Source organism: Bacillus methanolicus, from assembly GCF_028888695.1.
Taxonomy (GTDB): domain Bacteria; phylum Bacillota; class Bacilli; order Bacillales; family Cytobacillaceae; genus Bacillus_Z; species Bacillus_Z methanolicus_B.
The window spans coordinates 2,209,051-2,227,881 of sequence record NZ_PNFF01000001.1 but is presented as its reverse complement, the minus strand read 5'-3'; the positions used below and the strand labels follow the sequence as shown (position 1 = coordinate 2,227,881).

17 protein-coding genes are annotated in these 18,831 nt (G+C 40.0%); 12 read left to right on the top strand and 5 right to left on the bottom strand.

Annotated elements, in window-relative coordinates; translation table 11 throughout:
* Positions 1 to 299: 299 nt before the first annotated feature.
* From C0966_RS11145 to C0966_RS11135, 3 genes are all read left to right on the top strand, one after another.
* Positions 300 to 1,487 (top strand): acetate kinase, encoded by a 1,188-nt coding sequence (locus tag C0966_RS11145; protein WP_274855523.1) that lies wholly within the window; start codon positions 300 to 302, stop codon positions 1,485 to 1,487.
* Between the two features lie 126 nt (positions 1,488 to 1,613).
* On the top strand, positions 1,614 to 2,456 hold the full coding sequence (locus tag C0966_RS11140) for an EcsC family protein (protein ID WP_274855521.1): 843 nt from the start codon (positions 1,614 to 1,616) through the stop codon (positions 2,454 to 2,456).
* Positions 2,453 to 2,965, top strand: a complete 513-nt coding sequence (locus tag C0966_RS11135; RefSeq protein ID WP_274855520.1) for a MogA/MoaB family molybdenum cofactor biosynthesis protein — start codon at positions 2,453 to 2,455, stop codon at positions 2,963 to 2,965. The genes C0966_RS11140 and C0966_RS11135 overlap by 4 nt, the downstream gene beginning before the upstream one ends.
* Positions 2,966 to 3,003: 38 nt before the next feature.
* Here the strand turns inward: C0966_RS11135 and C0966_RS11130 are convergent, their stop codons facing one another.
* Entirely contained in the window at positions 3,004 to 3,315 is a 312-nt protein-coding gene (locus C0966_RS11130; protein ID WP_274855519.1) for a hypothetical protein, read from the bottom strand.
* 389 nt (positions 3,316 to 3,704) lie between these two features.
* Here C0966_RS11130 and C0966_RS11125 point away from each other — a divergent pair, with 389 nt between their 5' ends.
* The 4 genes from C0966_RS11125 to ald all read left to right on the top strand — a co-directional run bounded on the left by C0966_RS11125 (position 3,705) and on the right by ald (position 8,568).
* Entirely contained in the window at positions 3,705 to 4,910 is a 1,206-nt protein-coding gene (locus tag C0966_RS11125) for an argininosuccinate synthase (protein WP_425535925.1), read from the top strand.
* Positions 4,907 to 6,301, top strand: coding sequence for an argininosuccinate lyase (argH, locus tag C0966_RS11120; RefSeq protein ID WP_274855518.1), 1,395 nt, complete (start codon positions 4,907 to 4,909; stop codon positions 6,299 to 6,301). Before C0966_RS11125 ends, argH begins: the two co-directional genes overlap by 4 nt.
* Before the next feature lie 255 nt (positions 6,302 to 6,556).
* Positions 6,557 to 7,096, top strand: coding sequence for an HPP family protein (locus C0966_RS11115; protein ID WP_274855773.1), 540 nt, complete (start codon positions 6,557 to 6,559; stop codon positions 7,094 to 7,096).
* A gap of 350 nt (positions 7,097 to 7,446) precedes the next feature.
* Positions 7,447 to 8,568: an alanine dehydrogenase gene (gene ald, locus C0966_RS11110; protein WP_274855517.1), complete on the top strand. Its 1,122-nt coding sequence runs from the start codon at positions 7,447 to 7,449 to the stop codon at positions 8,566 to 8,568.
* A gap of 230 nt (positions 8,569 to 8,798) precedes the next feature.
* Here ald and C0966_RS11105 read toward each other — a convergent pair whose 3' ends face one another.
* Positions 8,799 to 9,896, bottom strand: a complete 1,098-nt coding sequence (locus tag C0966_RS11105; protein ID WP_274855516.1) for a M24 family metallopeptidase — start codon at positions 9,894 to 9,896, stop codon at positions 8,799 to 8,801.
* A 163-nt stretch (positions 9,897 to 10,059) separates the two neighbouring features.
* Between C0966_RS11105 and C0966_RS11100 the strand changes: the two genes are divergently transcribed.
* From C0966_RS11100 to C0966_RS11090, 3 genes are all read left to right on the top strand, one after another.
* Positions 10,060 to 10,740, top strand: coding sequence for a metal-dependent hydrolase (locus C0966_RS11100; RefSeq protein ID WP_274855515.1), 681 nt, complete (start codon positions 10,060 to 10,062; stop codon positions 10,738 to 10,740).
* Positions 10,741 to 10,874: 134 nt separating this feature from the next.
* Positions 10,875 to 11,123, top strand: a complete 249-nt coding sequence (locus C0966_RS11095; protein ID WP_274855514.1) for a hypothetical protein — start codon at positions 10,875 to 10,877, stop codon at positions 11,121 to 11,123.
* 107 nt (positions 11,124 to 11,230) lie between these two features.
* Positions 11,231 to 12,550, top strand: coding sequence for a CBS domain-containing protein (locus C0966_RS11090; RefSeq protein WP_274855513.1), 1,320 nt, complete (start codon positions 11,231 to 11,233; stop codon positions 12,548 to 12,550).
* 65 nt (positions 12,551 to 12,615) lie between these two features.
* Here the strand turns inward: C0966_RS11090 and C0966_RS11085 are convergent, their stop codons facing one another.
* On the bottom strand, positions 12,616 to 12,927 hold the full coding sequence (locus tag C0966_RS11085) for a YtpI family protein (RefSeq protein WP_274855512.1): 312 nt from the start codon (positions 12,925 to 12,927) through the stop codon (positions 12,616 to 12,618).
* Positions 12,928 to 13,166: 239 nt separating this feature from the next.
* Between C0966_RS11085 and C0966_RS11080 the strand changes: the two genes are divergently transcribed.
* The gene (locus C0966_RS11080) at positions 13,167 to 14,105 is read left to right on the top strand and encodes a DHH family phosphoesterase (protein WP_274855511.1); all 939 of its coding nucleotides are present in this window, start codon (positions 13,167 to 13,169) and stop codon (positions 14,103 to 14,105) included.
* Positions 14,106 to 14,282: 177 nt separating this feature from the next.
* Here the strand turns inward: C0966_RS11080 and ytrI are convergent, their stop codons facing one another.
* Positions 14,283 to 14,786 carry a sporulation membrane protein YtrI gene (gene ytrI, locus C0966_RS11075; protein ID WP_274855510.1) on the bottom strand — a complete coding sequence of 168 codons (504 nt, stop codon included), beginning with the start codon at positions 14,784 to 14,786 and terminating at the stop codon, positions 14,283 to 14,285.
* The gene (locus tag C0966_RS11070) at positions 14,783 to 15,121 is read right to left on the bottom strand and encodes a YtrH family sporulation protein (protein WP_274855509.1); all 339 of its coding nucleotides are present in this window, start codon (positions 15,119 to 15,121) and stop codon (positions 14,783 to 14,785) included. Before C0966_RS11070 ends, ytrI begins: the two co-directional genes overlap by 4 nt.
* Before the next feature lie 265 nt (positions 15,122 to 15,386).
* Between C0966_RS11070 and dnaE the strand changes: the two genes are divergently transcribed.
* Positions 15,387 to 18,752: a DNA polymerase III subunit alpha gene (dnaE, locus tag C0966_RS11065; protein ID WP_274855508.1), complete on the top strand. Its 3,366-nt coding sequence runs from the start codon at positions 15,387 to 15,389 to the stop codon at positions 18,750 to 18,752.
* Positions 18,753 to 18,831 lie beyond the last annotated feature (79 nt).

The window sequence follows — 18,831 nt, the reverse complement described above, 5'->3', positions numbered from 1 at the left end:
AGCCTTGCGAGATGCAGGGCTTTTAATTATTTTTGTAAATTTCCCGCAAAAAATGAGGACAGCAGATAATTCCAGAAATAGGTAGCATCGTTCTATTAAATTTGCAAATGATTTAGTAAATTTGTTCATATCAGAATATATTTACTTTGTTCAGCAAATCACATTTACCTTGAAAAGTATAAATTTTAGTGATTTAATGTGATGTTGGAAGATATATTTGGTGCCAAATGTACAAACTAACGTTGTACTAAAATAGGCATCGTACTATAGATGTTGCTATATAAAAGGAGCGGTAGTAAATGTCAAAAATTATTGCTATTAATGCCGGCAGTTCCTCATTAAAATTTCAATTATTTGAAATGCCGAGTGAAGAAGTCATCACTAAGGGTCTTATTGAACGGATTGGTCTCAATGATGGGATATTTAATATTACCGTTAACGGTGAAAAAATAAAAGAAGTTAGAGATATTCCTAACCACGAAGCAGCTGTTAAGCTATTGCTAGATAAGCTTACTGCACTTGGAATCATTAAATCACTGGATGAAATTGAAGGAATCGGACACCGTGTTGTACATGGCGGAGAAGTATTTGATGATTCTGTCTTAATTACTGAAGAAGTTTTGAAAAAAATTGAGGCATTATCAGAACTCGCACCTCTTCATAATCCGGCAAATGTAACCGGTATCAAAGCATTCCAGCAAGTGCTTCCAAATGTTCCTGCTGTTGCAGTATTTGATACAGCATTCCACCAAACAATGCCGGAAAGCTCTTTCCTATACAGCTTGCCTTATGAGTATTATGAAAAATACGGCATCCGCAAGTACGGATTCCATGGAACTTCTCATAAGTATGTTTCTCAGCGCGCAGCTGAAATGCTTAAACGGCCGATTGAGCAATTGCGCCTTATCTCATGTCATCTCGGAAATGGAGCAAGTATTGCAGCCATTGAAGGCGGAAAATCAATTGATACATCAATGGGATTCACACCACTTGCAGGGATAACGATGGGAACACGTTCCGGAAACATTGACCCGGCGCTCATTCCATACATTATGGAAAAAACAGGAAAAACAGCTGACGAAGTTCTCGATATATTAAACAAAAAGAGCGGTTTGCTAGGTCTTTCCGGATTTTCAAGTGACCTTCGTGATATTGAAGCGCAAGCTGCTGAGGGAAATGAGCGTGCTGAGCTTGCACTTGAAGTATTCGCGAGCCGCATTCATAAATATATCGGATTGTACGCAGCCCGCATGAACGGCGTAGATGCAATCATCTTTACAGCCGGAATTGGTGAAAACAGTGATGTTATCCGTGCAAAAGTGTTAAAGGGCCTTGAATTTATGGGGGTATACTGGGATCCTTCTCTGAATAAGGTTCGCGGAGAAGAAGCATTCATCAACTATCCACATTCTCCGGTAAAAGTCATGGTCATCCCGACAAACGAGGAAGTCATGATTGCCCGGGATGTCGTACGGCTGACAAAATAAGCATATCCAAAAAAGACAAGAGGTATTGCCTTTTGTCTTTTTTTCTATTTTTAAGACCTGAGGAAAATAACACCAATGATATGCTATACTTAAGTAAATATGCTGTAACCGGGAGGCTTTTTTTCCATGGAATTAACAGAACGGGAAAAAGAAGTTCTAAATGAAATAAGAGATTGGGAAAGCGAGCTGTACAGTTATGAGAGAAACGATTTAGAGGCAACTTATGAAAAATTTTTGGAGCGGTCGTTTGATTTGCTTCCGGATGAAGCACAAAAACAAATCTTTTCCGTATTGGATAATTGGCTTTTTCATCTTCATGCTCTTATCCAGGGATCGCAATTGCAAAACGATGCAAAGGAACGAATTCTGACGGCAGGCCGGGTTTTCCACGAAGATATTCATACAATATCTGACCTGAAAAAACTACATATAGACCAACTTCGTTACATAGCACAGCAGCAAATTTCACGTCATCGGCTATATTCATTAGTGCAAGGAAGTTTATCAGGAACTGGGAGTGTTCTGTTGCTTGGAACCGATCTTCCGGCAATGGCTGTCATTAACCTTCGGGCAGTTCAGCTGATAGCAATGACTTACAGTTTTGAAGTCAATACGCCTTTTGAAATGATGACGTCTCTAAAAGTTTTTCATGCGGCAACTTTGCCTGCCAGGCTGCAGGGGCAGGCATGGGAAGAATTAATGGCGGATTTGGAAAATGTAAATGATTTTTACTTTTATGAAGGGAAAGAAGAGCTGACAGATGTTACATGGCTTGAACATCCTCTTAAGCAGGTTCTGAAGGGAATTCTAATTCTATTATTTAAAAACCGTTCTGTTCAAGGCATCCCTTTTATCAGCATGACAATCGGGGCCGGAGTCAATTATCAATTAACAAGAAAAGTCACTGATTTTGCCCAAAAATATTATCAGATGAGATATTTATTAGAAAAAAGAGGGGGTTTTCAATGAGCACAACGGAACATAAGAAAGAGGCGCCGAGAAAAGTAAAATGCAAAGTGATCACCGTAAGTGATACACGAGACAAGCAAACAGATAAAAGCGGAAAATTGATGATCGAGCTTCTTGAAGGTGCCGGCCACTTGATCATTGATTACGTGATAGTAAAAGACGAGGAGATTGCGATCAGGGAAGAAGTGTTGAAAGGTTGTCAGAATCCGGATATTGATGTGATCCTGACAAACGGCGGGACTGGCATTGCCAAACGTGATGTAACGATTGAAACAGTCAGCAGCCTGTTTGACAAAGAAATCACCGGCTTTGGCGAGCTGTTCCGGATGCTCAGTTACCAGGAAGACATCGGCTCAGCTGCAATATTATCCCGGGCAGTGGCAGGGGTAATCAAAGATAAGGCTGTGTTTTCAACTCCCGGTTCAACCGGTGCCGTTCGGCTAGCAATGAACAAATTAATTCTGCCTGAACTTGGACATGTCGTCAGGGAATTGCGAAAAGATTTATAGAAAATAGAAACTCCCTCTTGCAGCTTAAGAGGGAGTTTCTATTGGTGCACCTTTTGGGAAACATCTTGATTTGTTCTGTACCAAAGCCATAAGTCATTTATAATCGAAGCCAGGTCGGCTATTTCACTATTCAGTTGACATGAACGTTTGAAATCGCTTTCGTCCGATAATTCTGCTTGTTTTTTATTAATGATGCTCTCAAGTTCTGCAATTCGATCGGGAATTCTGCCGCGAATTTTTTCCCATTGTAAAAGGATCGATTGCTGTGTTTCTCGGCTGTATTCGTCCCAATCTCTGGAAAGATCAGGAACAGGAATCCCAAGTCTTTTATCTTCTGTAAAGTGTTCCACCGTGCTAAGCCCCCATGTTGAATTGTTATCTTTATTTTATTACATATAAATGGAAGCATCTATAGGTTGTTCAATTTTTGCTGTCAAAATTGCTGTGACTGTCCTTTTGAAATGCTTAGAGATTCCCATTTATCTTTCTTCAGCTATTTTCCTTTTAAAATCTGCAATCACGTATTGCAAATATTCATTACCAATTTTTGTAATTATTTCACACCTTTTTACTTATTTATTTTCATTTAATTCCGAAAATTTCTGTATAGAAATTAATTTCTATACATTTTTTAGAATAACTATTGAAATTTTTCGTAAAAGTTGTTAAAGTAAATACCAATTAGTGAATAAAAATATACATAGTTGTATATTTATTCGTATAATGAGGAGGAATCATCGTGTCTAAACCAAAAGTTGTTCTCGCATATTCAGGCGGTCTTGATACTTCGGTAGCAATTAAATGGCTGGAAGAGCAGGGGTATTCGGTTGTCGCTTGCTGCTTGGATGTAGGTGAAGGAAAGGATCTTGAATTTGTTCAACAAAAGGCGCTAAAAGTTGGAGCCGTTCAATCATATGTTATTGATGCCAAAGAGGAATTTGCAAATGAATATGCCTTAATGGCGCTTCAGGCGCATGCTTTATATGAAGGAAAATATCCGCTTGTGTCGGCATTGTCCCGTCCGCTTATTGCGAAAAAACTTGTTGAAGTTGCCGAAAAAGAAGGAGCGGTTGCCGTAGCGCACGGATGTACAGGTAAAGGGAATGACCAGGTAAGATTTGAAGTGTCTATAAATGCATTAAATCCTGATCTTCAAGTGCTTGCTCCTGTACGTGAATGGAGCTGGTCGCGTGAAGAGGAGATTGAATACGCGAAGAAACATGGAATTCCAATTCCTATTGATCTGGACAGTCCGTTTTCAATTGACCAGAATTTGTGGGGCCGCAGCAATGAATGCGGAATTTTAGAAGACCCATGGGCTGCGCCTCCAGAAGAAGCTTATGAATTAACCGCAAGCCTTGAAACAACACCCGATGTTCCGGATATTATAGAAATCGGATTTGAAGAAGGGATCCCTGTCACGTTAAATGGGAAACATTATTCCTTAGCACAATTAATTTTAGAACTGAATATTTTAGCCGGAAAACATGGAGTAGGCCGCATTGATCATGTTGAGAACCGCCTCGTCGGAATCAAATCTCGTGAAGTATACGAGTGTCCCGGAGCGATGACATTGATTAAAGCGCATAAAGAACTTGAAGATTTGACGCTTGTCAAAGAAGTTGCCCACTTTAAGCCGATCATTGAAAAGAAAATTTCCGAAGTGATTTATGAAGGCTTGTGGTTCTCTCCAATTAAGGACGCTCTCGCTGCATTTTTAAAAGAAACGCAGAAGCATGTAACGGGAACAGTGAGAGTCAAGCTCTTTAAAGGCCACGCCATTGTTGAAGGAAGAAAATCACCGTACTCGCTTTATGATGAAAAGCTTGCTACTTATACATCAGATGATGCATTTGACCATAGTGCAGCTGTCGGTTTTATCAAATTGTGGGGACTTCCGACAAAAGTGCAAAGCATCGTAAACAACAAGAAGGTGACAGTGTGAAAAAGCTTTGGGGCGGAAGATTTACGAAATCTGCCGAGGAATGGGTAGATGAGTTCGGGGCTTCCATTTCGTTCGATAAAGAATTAGTGCTCGAAGACATTGAAGCAAGCATTGCACATGCCGCCATGCTGTCGAAATGCGGCATTCTTACAAAAGATGAAGGCACGCTTATTATCGAAGGATTAAATAGATTAAAAGAAAAGGCATTAAATGAAGAGCTCTCTTATTCTATTAAGCTTGAAGACATTCATCTAAATCTGGAAAGCATGCTGACAGAGGAAATCGGGCCGGTTGGCGGCAAATTGCATACAGCGAGAAGCCGTAATGACCAGGTTGCTGTTGATATGCATTTATATTTGCGGAAACAAGTGTTAATTATCATTGATTTAATCAGCGAGTTTCAGGAAGTTTTACTCGAAAAAGCAGAAGAAAATGTTGAAACGATTATGCCCGGTTATACCCATCTTCAACGGGCACAGCCGATTTCGTTTGCCCACCATTTAATGGCATATTTCTGGATGTTGGAACGAGATAAACAGCGATTTTCAGAAAGTCTGAAACGAATAAATAAATCGCCGCTTGGAGCTGGTGCGCTTGCAGGAACGACTTTTCCGATCGACCGGGAGTACAGCGCAGAGCTGCTTGGTTTTGATGGCATCTATGAAAACAGTTTGGACGCAGTAAGCGATCGCGATTTTATCCTTGAATTTTTATCAGACAGTTCGATTCTAATGATGCATCTATCAAGATTCAGTGAAGAGATTATTTTATGGGCAAGCCAGGAATTTCGCTTTATTGAACTGGATGATAGTTTTTCAACCGGAAGCAGCATTATGCCGCAAAAGAAAAACCCGGATATGGCGGAGCTTATTCGCGGGAAAACGGGAAGGGTTTACGGCAATCTTGTCGGGCTGCTAACAGTCTTAAAAGGGCTCCCTCTTGCTTATAACAAAGATATGCAAGAAGACAAGGAAGGGATGTTTGATACGGTCAAAACCGTAACAGGCTCATTGAAGATTTTTGCCGGCATGATCCGCACAATGAAGGTTAATAAGGAACAGATGGAGAAATCGGTAAAGAATGATTTTTCAAATGCGACAGAGCTTGCTGATTATCTTGCGGATAAAGGGGTTCCTTTCCGTGAAGCACATGAAATTGTAGGAAAGCTTGTGCTTTCATGTGTCCAAAAAGGCTGCTTTTTAGCTGATTTAACATTAGAGGAATTTAAAGCATCAAGCCCTTTATTTGAAGAAGACATTTACGATGCACTAAACCCGTACAATGCTGTTAAACGGCGCAATAGTGCTGGAGGAACAGGCTTTGCCGAAATCTATAAGGCCATCGACAAAGCAAAAAAATGTCTTGAAACTGAAAAGCACGCAATCCAGTAATGGAATGCGTGCTTGCAGCTGGACAAATTGGTCCAGATGTATTAATATCTTTTTTAGAAAAAATCGCAAGAGCTCTGTTTACATATAAAGGGGCCGACTTATGGCCTCTTGAATTTGCTTTTATTTTTCAGAAAATTCAGTTTACTGAATAGTCGATAAATTTTTGTGCTTTATTTAATTTAAGTAAGCCAATTTAGATATATGGAACAAAACGAAAGGAGGTTAGGTCAGATGAGATCTGCAAATAACGCAGCGATGAAGAAAGTGGCAGTATTGCATCCATCTCGTCCTAATTATTGGGCTAAAATGAAGGGGAAGGGAAGGAGTCCTTTAAAAGTGGATATAAAGGATGCAATGACCGGACTAATTGGAGGATTTATTACTATTTTAGTTTTGGCAGTATTAACAAAGATCACTCCTGCAACTTGGTTAATAGCCCCATTTGGAGCAAGTTGTGTGTTAGCATTTGGTGTATGGGATGCACCATTATCTCAGCCGAGGAATATTATAGGCGGACACTTTATTTCTTCGCTAGTAGGTTTAACGGTGTACCATTTTTTCGGTAATGAACCATGGACGATCGCTTTAGGTGTAGGATTAGCTATCGCATTCATGATGTTGACAAAAACGACTCATCCGCCAGCAGGGGCAGACCCAATTGTTGTGATAGTTGGATCGTACAAATGGAGTTACCTATTCACACCCATATTAATTGGCTCAATAGTCATTGTTTTAATAGCAGTATTAATCAATAATTTGCGCAAAAATAGAGAATATCCGATATTCTGGATATGAAATTTTCGTAGACATTAATACAACAAGTAAATTCCTTTTCTTATCGTTTACCCCAACTTACATGATGCTCCCCTGTTATCTATTTTTTATTTAATTTATATCAGCAGCAAAGGACGCTGTCTTGAATAAGACAGCTTTTTCTGATATGGAACAGAGAATTTTTTTAGTAGATTCATAATTATTTTTATAATCCGACTTTATTGTAGGAAGTTGAAGATGTGAATCGTTTTCTGGTAAAATGTAAGTGCTTTCATTTATTCGAGAGTTTAGAAAATTTTTCTTACTTTTTTTCCGAGAAAGGTGTTATATTATAATCGGTTTTGGTTTTATTATTAAGGGGGTTACAAAATATGCGAATTGGAGTGCCTGCAGAAATAAAGAACAATGAAAACCGTGTGGCAATGACTCCTGCAGGTGTTGTTAACTTAGTACATTTCGGCCATGAAGTGTATATTGAAAAAGGAGCCGGAATCGGTTCCGGTTTTACAGATGAAGATTATGTTTCGGCCGGGGCAAAAATTGTAGATACGGCTGAAGAAGCATGGTCGATGGATATGATTATGAAGGTAAAAGAACCCCTTCCAAGCGAATACCGCTATTTCCGTGAAGGCTTAATTTTATTTACATACTTACATTTAGCTCCGGAACCTGATTTAACAAAAGCCTTGATTGAAAAGAAAGTAGTTGGCATTGCTTATGAAACTGTACAATTGGCTAACGGTGCGCTTCCTTTATTAACGCCGATGAGTGAAGTAGCCGGACGGATGGCCCCTCAAATTGGCGCGCAATTCCTTGAAAAAGTTAATGGCGGAAAAGGAATTTTGTTATCCGGCGTCCCAGGTGTGCAGAGAGCAAAAGTATCAATTATCGGCGGCGGTGTGGCCGGAACAAATGCTGCTAAAGTGGCGATCGGGCTTGGTGCAAAAGTAACGATCATTGATTTAAATCCTGATCGGCTTCGCCAGCTTGATGATATTTTTGGAACAGATGTTACGACGCTTATGTCCAATCCATATAACATCCGAGAAGCAGTTAAAGAATCGGACCTTGTCATTGGCGCTGTTCTTATTCCTGGTGCAAAAGCACCTAAACTTGTGACAGAGGAAATGATCAAATCGATGACACCAGGATCTGTCGTTGTCGATATTGCGGTTGACCAAGGCGGTATTTTTGAAACGACCGACCGGATTACAACTCATGATAACCCAACTTATGAAAAGCATGGTGTTGTCCACTATGCAGTTGCTAATATACCCGGTGCTGTTCCGCGCACGTCTACAATTGCTTTAACGAATGTTACCGTTCCATATGCCATTCAAATTGCTAATAAAGGCTATAAGCAAGCATGCATTGATAATGAAGCCCTTCTGAAAGGAATTAACACGCTTAATGGCCATGTTACTTACAAGGCGGTTGCGGAAGCGCATAATCTTGAATATGCTGACACAAAAACAATTCTTGAACAATTGTAAAAAGAGTAAAAAATCCGGTGGCATGCTCGCCCCGGATTTTTTTGATGGCACAAATTCGATTTTACAGCGATCATTATCAAATAACAGCGATTATTTTCGGATAACAGCTATTTTTTAAAAATAACAGCGATTTTTTCTGGATAACCGCGATTTTTCTAAAATAACAGCGATAATTTTCATATAACCGCGATTTTTCAAAAATACTACGATTTTAATTCGTGCTGTATGTCTTACTTTATAATCTGAAGTTCTTTCGGATATTTCGTTAAAATCTCAATTCCGTTTGAAGTCACTGCAACATCATCTTCAATTCTCACGCCGGCAACATCTGGAACGTAAATGCCTGGTTCAATTGTAAAAACCATTCCCTCTTCAAGAGCAAGATTGTTTGTTTCGGTTAAAGAAGGATATTCATGAACACTGATTCCCAACCCGTGGCCAAGCCGATGCGGGAAGAATTCCCCGTAGCCGGCTTCTGAAATCGTTCGGCGCGCTGCAAGATCAACTTCTGAGCATAAAGCCCCGGGTTTGCTTGCTTTCAGCGCAGCTTTTTGGGCTTTTAACACCGTTTCGTAAATTTCTGCCTGTTTTTCATTGATGTCGCCGTAAGCCACTGTTCTTGTAATATCTGAACAATAGCCGTCAACGATCACACCAAGGTCAAAGAGGACAAGGTCGCCTTTTTGAATTTTTGTTAAGCCGGGAGTTCCGTGTGGCGAAGCAGCGTTAACCCCTGTTAATACCATTGTTGAAAATGACATGTCGGTTACGCCCTTTTTCTTGAGGGCATATTCAATGGCAGCAATGATATCCAGCTCCGTTTTTCCTTCTTTTATTTCTGCAACGCCGGTTTCAATGGCAAAATCGGCTAAGGCGCACGCCTCCCGGATGATGCTCAATTCTTTTTCATCTTTTACCATTCGGAGTTTGCGCAGCTTTTCTTCTGCGGAAACAAAGTTTGCTTCCGGGAAAATCGACGAAACTTGCTCAAACCTATCAACATTCATATGCTCTTTTTCAATCGCTATTTTATTCGCTTTTGCGAGTCGGTTTTGAATGGCTTTATGTACAAGTTCCCATGGGTTGTCAATATCACTGTACCCGATAATTTCATAGTTCCATCCGGAACGTTTTGCGTCATTCTTTTCCATTCCGGGACAAATTAAAAATGGCTCTTCTTCTTGAAATACAGCCAGGCCAAGCATCCGTTCGTGCGGTTCGCTTAAAAAACCGCTCAAATAAAACACATTATCCGGCGACGTTAAAAAGCATACATCTACGCCGGTTTCTTTCATCCATTGTGATAACTTTTCAATTCGTTGATTCATTTTTACCTCCTAAATATGTTCATGATTAGAGATTAGCAAAAAATCGGCATGAAAGTAAACTTTTAAATCACTGCCATTTTGGGTATAGAGAGAAGTGAAAAGAACGAATTGAATATCTAATGTAGTATAATGTTAAAAGCAACTTTGAAAGGAGATGGTAAAAATGAAGGTCTCTTACCACGGCCATTCTGTTGTAAAAATTGAAACGAATGGAAAAACAATTTTCATCGACCCATTTATTTCTGGAAATGATTTAACTGATTTGAAGGCAGATGATGTCAAGCCTGATGTAATTATTATCACTCATGCCCACGGTGATCATGTTGGGGATACAATCGAACTTGCAAAGAAAAATAGCTCTCTTGTTATCGCAAATTTTGAATTAGCTACATATTTAAGCTGGCAAGGTTTGAATACTCATGCAATGCATATTGGGGGAGCATATGAATTTGATTTTGGCAAAGTTAAATTGACTCCGGCTTTCCATGGAACCGGTATCATTACGGAAAATAACGAAATTATTTACGGCGGAATGCCTGCCGGCGTTCTTTTTATGGCTGAAGGAAAGACGGTATACCATGCAGGAGATACGGCCTTGTTTTCAGATATGAAGCTGATTGGAGAGCGCCATCCGATTGATCTCGCATTTTTGCCAATCGGCGACAATTTTACTATGGGGCCTGAGGATGCGGCTTATGCGGCAAAATTGCTCAATGCAAAAACAGTGGTTCCGATCCATTATAATACGTTTCCACCGATCAAGCAGGATCCGCAAAAATTTATTGACTTGCTAGAAGGTGTAAGCGGAAAAGTCCTTCGTGCAGGGGAAGCAATTGAACTCTAATTAGGTAAAAGCGTGCAGCGAATGTAAGCCGCACGTTTTTTACATTCTGGATCTCAATTGCTGCGGACAATGGGACTACTTTTTTCCTTTCCCTTCGCATAAAAATAGAACAAGCAGTAAGAGGAGGGAAAAGGATGAAGAAGAATCGGTATTTGCTTTGTTTGTTAATGTGTTCACTCCTGATATATTATGCTGTTCCGAATTTATCTGTTTTTGCTGAAGGGATTGAGGGGATTTTTGCCCGGGTCTGGTTGGCATTTTCTCTCATAGTCATTTCCGGAAATTTGACAGCTTTATTATATTTGCCTAAAACAGCCAAGACCGGTAAGCGAATGATTCATGGAAAACCGGCAGGAACGAAAGCCCGTTCTTATAACGATTAAATGAATGATATTTTGCACTAATTACTTTATCGAATTGAATTCAAATAGACATTCACCTTATAATTAACTTATAGATATGTGGAAAATTTAAATAAAGGGTGAAGGTCTTGGCAACAAAGCATGAACAAATCTTGCGTTATATTGATGAACTGCCGGTAGGGGAAAAAATATCTGTCCGCCAGATCGCCAAGGCGCTTAACGTAAGTGAAGGAACGGCGTACAGAGCAATCAAAGACGCGGAAATCAAAGGGTATGTCAGCACGATTGAACGGGTCGGAACAATTCGTATCGAACGAAAGAAAAAAGAAAATATTGAGAAGCTGACTTTTGCGGAAGTTGTAAACATTGTCGACGGCCAGGTATTGGGCGGCAAGGCCGGTTTGCATAAGACTCTAAATAAATTTGTTATCGGTGCGATGAAGCTGGAAGCTATGATGAGGTATACAGGGGCAGGAAACCTGTTAATTGTCGGAAACAGGACAAAAGCCCATGAGCTTGCCCTTAAAGCTGGAGCTGCCGTCCTTATAACAGGCGGATTTGATACGGAAGAAGACGTAAAAAAACTGGCTGATGAGCTTCAGCTTCCGATTATTTCAACGAGCTATGACACGTTTACCGTTGCAACGATGATCAACCGCGCTATTTACGACCAACTGATCAAAAAAGAAATTGTCCTCGTAGAAGATATCCTTACACCGCTTTCGGAGACGATATACTTAAAAATGAGTGATCTTGTATCAGATTGGTATAAATATAACAACGAAACCATGCACAGCCGTTTTCCTGTCGTTGATCATAATATGAAGGTACAAGGAATGGTAACATCAAAAGATATTATCGGTCATCCACCGGAAACGCCGATTGAGAAAATCATGACAAAAAATCCGATAACAGTTAGCGGCAAAACGAGTGTTGCTTCATCATCACATATCATGGTCTGGGAAGGAATTGAAGTCTTACCAGTTGTAGATGACAGCAATAAGCTTGAAGGGATTATCAGCAGGCAAGATGTTCTTAAAGCGCTGCAAATGATACAACGGCAGCCACAGGTAGGAGAAACGCTCGATGATATTGTCACAAGCCAATTAACTTTAATCGAGGGTAATACGAAAGGCGAAAATGCTTTCCGTTGTGAAGTAACACCGCAAATGACGAACCATCTTGGTTCTCTTTCATACGGAGTATTCACCACAATTGTTACGGAAGCTGCAAACCGAGTGCTTAGAAGCTATAAAAAAGGAGATTTAGTTGTCGAGAACATGACGACCTATTTTATTAAACCAGTGCAAATTGAAAGCAAGCTAGAGGTTTATCCGAGAGTTCTCGAAGTAGGACGAAAATTCGGGAAAGTCGATGTCGAGGTCTTTAACGAAGGGGTGCTTGTAGGAAAGGCTATGATGATGTGCCAGCTTATTGACAGAAATTAATAAACAGGTCAGACTCCTCCAATACAACATATAGAGAGAGTCAGACCCTTATGATACAGTCCCTTTTAAATTTTATTATTTGAAAGCTCTTCAGCTTCTTTGACAACGTGCGGAAGAAAAAATTTATATGCTTTTATGCCGCTCCAGACACTTAATCCTCCGACAATGATAAACAGAGCGGCAACAATATAGGTGACTGTTGTGTGATAAAGGAACAGTTGATTTAAGCCGAACAACCCAACAAATAAACCGAGGGCGATCCTCGATTTGGCTGAAATCCATTGCCTTTCAGCAGGGCGGGTGGACCTAATGTATTTAATTTTATAAAATACATAGAAAGAAAGAGACATAATGATTAGAATGACTAATACAGGCATGATTTCAATTCCTCCATTTTCGACAATCTTCTACTATTGTAACGATTTTGTAAGGGAAATGCTATACAGGAAGCTGTCCTTTTTATGCGCGATATATTTTAATGTATTAATGCGTTAAATCAACGGGGGCCAGACCCGCACCACGTTAACGCGTTAAATCGTTGAGGGCCAGACCCGCGTTACGTTAATGCGTTAAAGTGTTGGAATATTTGATTATCAATTTATTAAGGAGCAAAATGATGAAAGAGAAAATTTTAGAAGCTATTGAGCAATATGAAACGATTATTGTCCATCGCCATGTGCGTCCTGATCCGGATGCCTGCGGTTCTCAGGGAGGATTGGTAGAAATTCTGAAAGCATCTTATCCTGAGAAACACGTTTACGCAGTTGGAAAGGAAGAACCTACTCTTCATTATCTGAATAGACTTGATACGATACCAGATGAAATTTACAAAGGTGCGCTCGTTATTATTTGCGACACTGCAAATACGGAGAGGATTTGTGATAGCCGCTATCACCTTGGTGATAAATTGATAAAAATTGACCATCATCCGAATGAGGACCCGTACGGGGATTTAATTTGGGTTGATACGGATGCAAGCTCTGTAAGTGAAATGATTTATGAGTTTTATTTATTTGGCAAAGAGAAAGGTCTGAAAATGACAGATAAAGCAGCTAGGCTTTTGTATGCCGGAATTGTCGGGGATACCGGAAGGTTTCTTTATCCGAGTACGACCGAAAAAACGTTCGGCTATGCCGGCGAATTGATCCGCTACGGTTTTTCCCGTACGGAATTGTATGATCAGATGTATGAACTTAAGCCGAATGTCGTGAAATTGAACGGGTATATTTTACAAAACTTTGATATTCGCCCGAGCGGAGTCGCATCAATGGTTTTAACAAAAGAACTGCTTGAAGAATATAAAGTGAGACCAGCTGAAGCTTCTCTCTTAGTTGGTTCGCTTAGAAATATTGAAGGAGTTCTGGCATGGGCCTTTTTTATTGAAGAAGAGGATCAAATTCGCGTTAGGCTGCGGTCAAAAGGTCCTGTTATTAACAGTGTTGCCAGAAAATATAAAGGAGGCGGCCATCCGCTTGCTGCCGGAGCTTCTATTTACTCATGGGATGAAAAGGAATCAGTGTTAAAAGATATGGATCAAGCGTGCATGCACCAGTGAGAAAGACCTTTACTTATCCTTTTCACGTCTTGAAGTATAGACTTCTGGGGACTTTGTTAACAATGCCATAAGGGTTTGACCCCCTCCGACAAAGAAATATAGAATGGTTTATTAGTATTGTTTATATGTTGTGTGGAGGGGGCTGCCCCTTGCTCATGAGTCAGTTCCGGTATTATATCAGCCGTCCAGAATTAACTGCAGCTGGATTTCCAATGTAGTATAGATGATCATTTCTTTTACTTGCAGTTTGTATCGTTTATCGTTTAATATAAATACTTTATTTTCAATGACTTTTTTGATTAAGTCCCTGTTATTATAAACGGATTCGAGGTCTTTAGCCATAACCAAATCGATATCCTCTTTTATTCCCTCTTCAAGTTCAGAAACACTTAACAGATCAAGTTTATATTTTTCGAAATTTGTAATTTTAACTTTAAAATTTTGAACAGTTAACTGTTCTTGATTTTTTTCATTCAGCTTATTAAAATCTTCTTGCCAAATCTTCACTGCCTTCTTTAGATCCACAATTTCATCTTTCTGCCGCTGTATCTCCTTGCTTTGAATCTCCTGCCATGAGCCGAAAATATATAAAAAAATAGTCCAGCTAATAAATCCGCCGATTGCCATACCTGCGAGAAATCTTTGCCAGCCTGTCTGCCGGTAGTATGGAGGAATTCTCATGAAGAAATATACTCCTGCGTCAACCAGTTTATGAGTAAAGCACCGGTTTGCGCACCGCCGAGTGCGGAAAGAATCAACAAGAACTGTTTAAAAATATCTTTTGTTTCTCCATCAAGCAAACCCCGCTCAAAGCTGTACACAGTATCAAATGTTCCGCCAATCGCTGCAATAATGGCCCATATTCGAATAGAAGTGGCAATACGGTAGATTTCTGTCAACGGGGGCTTCCCTGTTAAAAATGCAGCCATTCCGCCGATTAACGCGCCTCCAAGCAAAACTCCGAGAGCAATAAAATAAGTTTCAATTAGACCAATAAAAAACGGTTCTTGTTTCATAGATAAATCCATCCCTATCTCATTTTTGGAATGACCCCTGTAATTCATCATATGGACAAACTATTATGAATATGTTTCTTACATTTTATGTCCCAAGAATTTCAAAGGTTTATCATCCAGTTTTCATCGTTTATCGACCGCTTTTCGAATATATCGACCACTTCCCACTATTTATCAACCCCTTGCGAAAATGAGAACATATTTTCTTTTTCAGAAATGAAGTTCTATAATTAGATATAGAAGAAGCAGTAAGGGTGTGAAAAACATGTCATTTATTCACCTTCATGTATATAGTTCATTCAGTCTTCTCACCAGCACAATTACGATCGAACAATTGGTCAGCGAAGCAAAAAACAAGCGGTTTCCGGCAGTGGCATTAACCGACCGCAATGTCATGTATGCCGCTGTTGCTTTTTATAAAGAGTGTGTAAAGCATTCGATTAAACCAATTATAGGGCTGACAGTGGATGTTTTAAGCGAACTAACTGAATCAAGCTCTTTTCCGCTTGTGTTATTGGCAAAAAATCAAACCGGATTTCAAAATCTATTAAAAATAACAAGTGTTGTTCAAACGAAATCTCCACAAGGAATTCCGATTAGGTGGCTCAGGCATTATGCAGAAGGACTGTTTGCATTGACGCCTGGGATGGAAGGGGAAATTGAACACTATTTACTAAATAATGAATCGGAAAAAGCGAAGCAGGCAGCACTATCTCTTGCAGGTCTATTTGAAGAAAATTCTTTCTATATTAGCTTGCAAAACCATGGGATCAAGCCCGAGCAGGAATTGATTCCGAAACTGGCAAGTCTTACGGAAGAAACCGGAATCGGGATTGTTGCTACAAATCGTGTCCATTACTTAGAGCAGAAAGATGCATTTGCCCACGAATGTCTGCTGGCAATCAAAAATGGTGAAAAACTTCAGGATGAGGGTCGCGAACAGCTCGGCAGCGATCAATTTTATTTTAAGACAGCAGAAGAAATGACAGAGTTATTTTATGAATATCCCGATGCGTTGGAAAATACGATCCATATTGCTGAACAATGCAATGTTTTTATTGAAATGGATAAACAATTTTTGCCGAAGTATCCGGTGCCGGAAGGCGAAACGGCAGACAGTTATCTTGAAAAGCTTTGTTTGCAAGGTTTGAACGAGAGATATAAGAATAAAACACAAGAGCATATAGAACGCTTAATGTATGAGCTCGGCGTAATTAAGAGAATGAAATTCAGTGATTATTTTCTGATTGTGTGGGATTTTATGAAGTTTGCCCGCGACCGGGGAATATTAACAGGGCCTGGCAGGGGATCTGCAGCCGGCTCAATCGTGGCTTATGTTCTCTACATAACAGATGTTGATCCGATTAAGCATCAGCTGCTTTTTGAACGGTTTTTGAATCCCGAACGGATTTCCATGCCTGATATCGATATTGATTTTCCTGACAACCGCCGCGATGAAGTAATTGAATATGTTGTGGATAAATACGGCGAATTTCATGTTGCGCAAATTATTACATTTGGAACGATGGCGACTAAGGCGGCGCTCAGAGACGTGGGAAGGGTATTTGGCCTTAATACAAAAGAATTGGACAGGCTTTCAAAAATGATTCCATCAAGGCTGGGAGTCAGTTTGAAGGATGCATACAAGGAATCAGAACAGCTTCGAACGTTTGTGAATGAATCGAACTATAATCGAAAACTGTTTGAAACAGCCTTGAAGCTGGAAGGCTTGCCGAGGCATACATCAACACATGCTGCCGGAGTTGTCATAAGCGAAGAGCCGCTCATTAATGTCATCCCGATCCAGAGCGGCCATGAAAAAGTTTATTTAACCCAGTATTCAATGGAACATCTTGAAGACATCGGGTTGTTAAAAATGGATTTTCTCGGTTTAAGAAATTTATCGTTAATTGAAGCAATTATTGGTTCCATTCAAAGAAAAACAGGAACAAAGGTGAATATTCACGACCTTCCTTTGAATGACCCGAAAACCTTTGCGCTATTAAGCAGGGGAGATACAACAGGAATTTTTCAGCTTGAATCAGAGGGAATGCGTAAAGTGCTGACCCGCTTAATGCCAACGAGCTTTGAAGATATTGTTGCGGTTAATGCCCTTTACCGCCCCGGTCCAATGGAAAATATCCCGCTTTATATCGATCGGAAGCACGGGCGTCAAAAAATAGAGTATCCGCACCCGGATCTTGAGCCGATTTTAAAAAACACGTACGGCGTTATTGTTTATCAGGAGCAAATTATGCAGATTGCTTCAAAAATGGCAGGTTTTTCTCTCGGGGAAGCGGATCTCCTTCGGCGCGCTGTCGGAAAAAAACAGCGCGATGTCCTGGATAAAGAACGGAATCATTTTGTGAAAGGGGCGATAAGTAAAGGCTACAGCGAACAAACGGCTCATCAAATTTATGATTTGATTGTTAAATTTGCCAATTACGGATTTAACCGGAGCCATGCAGTTGCATATAGCATTATCGCTTATCAACTTGCCTATTTAAAAGCACATTATCCGCTTCATTTTATGGCGGCCCTTCTTACATCTGTTTCCGGAAATGAAAGAAAAATCGCGCAATATGTTCGCGAATTAAAGCAAATGGGCATGAAGATTCTCCCGCCTTCAATAAACAAAAGCGGTTATTCGTTTCAAGTCGAAAACGGGGCAATCCGCTACAGCCTCGCAAGTATTAAAGGTGTAGGAATAGCGGCATTAAAGGAAATCTTTCAAGCAAGAAGAACAAAACGGTTTGATGATTTATTTGATTTTTGTTTGCGAGTATCTCCAAAGGCGGTTAATCGAAAAACTCTTGAAGCTCTCATTCATTCGGGAAGTTTTGATGAGTTTGGACAAGACCGGGCCGTTTTGCTTGCCACAATTGATATTGCAATGGAACATGCCCAGCTCGTAAAACCTGATGACACGAATCAATTTGATTTGTTTGCAGAGGAAGAGTTTTCACTGAAACCAAAATATATGCAGGTGGATCCCATCAACATAGAAGACAAACTTGCATTTGAAAAAGAAGTATTAGGCTTTTACTTATCAAAACACCCTGTTTCTTTATATGAAGATCTTCTGAAAAGAGCAGGAATAAAACAGCTGGCAGAATTGGCTCCCGGCAGCAGGTCCGTGCCTATTGCCGCCTATATTACAGATCTAAAAAGAATTAGGACAAAAAAAGGCGAAGCGATGGCGTTTTTGACTTTAAGCGATCCGAGCGGGGAAATTGAAGGGGTTGTTTTTCCTGCCCCTTTTAAAAAAATCGGCGGGCTTTTAAAACAAGGGAGTATTTTACTGTTTGAAGGAAAGCTTGAAGAACGCGAAGGAAACATGCAGTTCATTATTCAAAATGCAAAGGATATCCGCCATATTGAAGACCGATTGAAAAAAGAAGGTCCTACTTTATATTTAAAAATCAAAACAGAAAAGCAGTCGCCTGAACAGCTGCAAATTTTAAAATCGATCATTCAGAAATATAAAGGTAAAACAAGAATTGTTCTTTATTACGATCGGATTGAAAAAACCGTATTGCTGTCTGACGGAGACAGAATCGATCCGTCGGAAGAATGTCTGAATGAACTGAAAGATTTTTTGGGCAAGAGCAATGTTATCTTGAGGAAATAATCTTTACAGCTAATAAAGTTGTGATATATGATAAAGAGGCTAATGTGGTCTGACCACTTCGAAAGCGGGATTATAAACA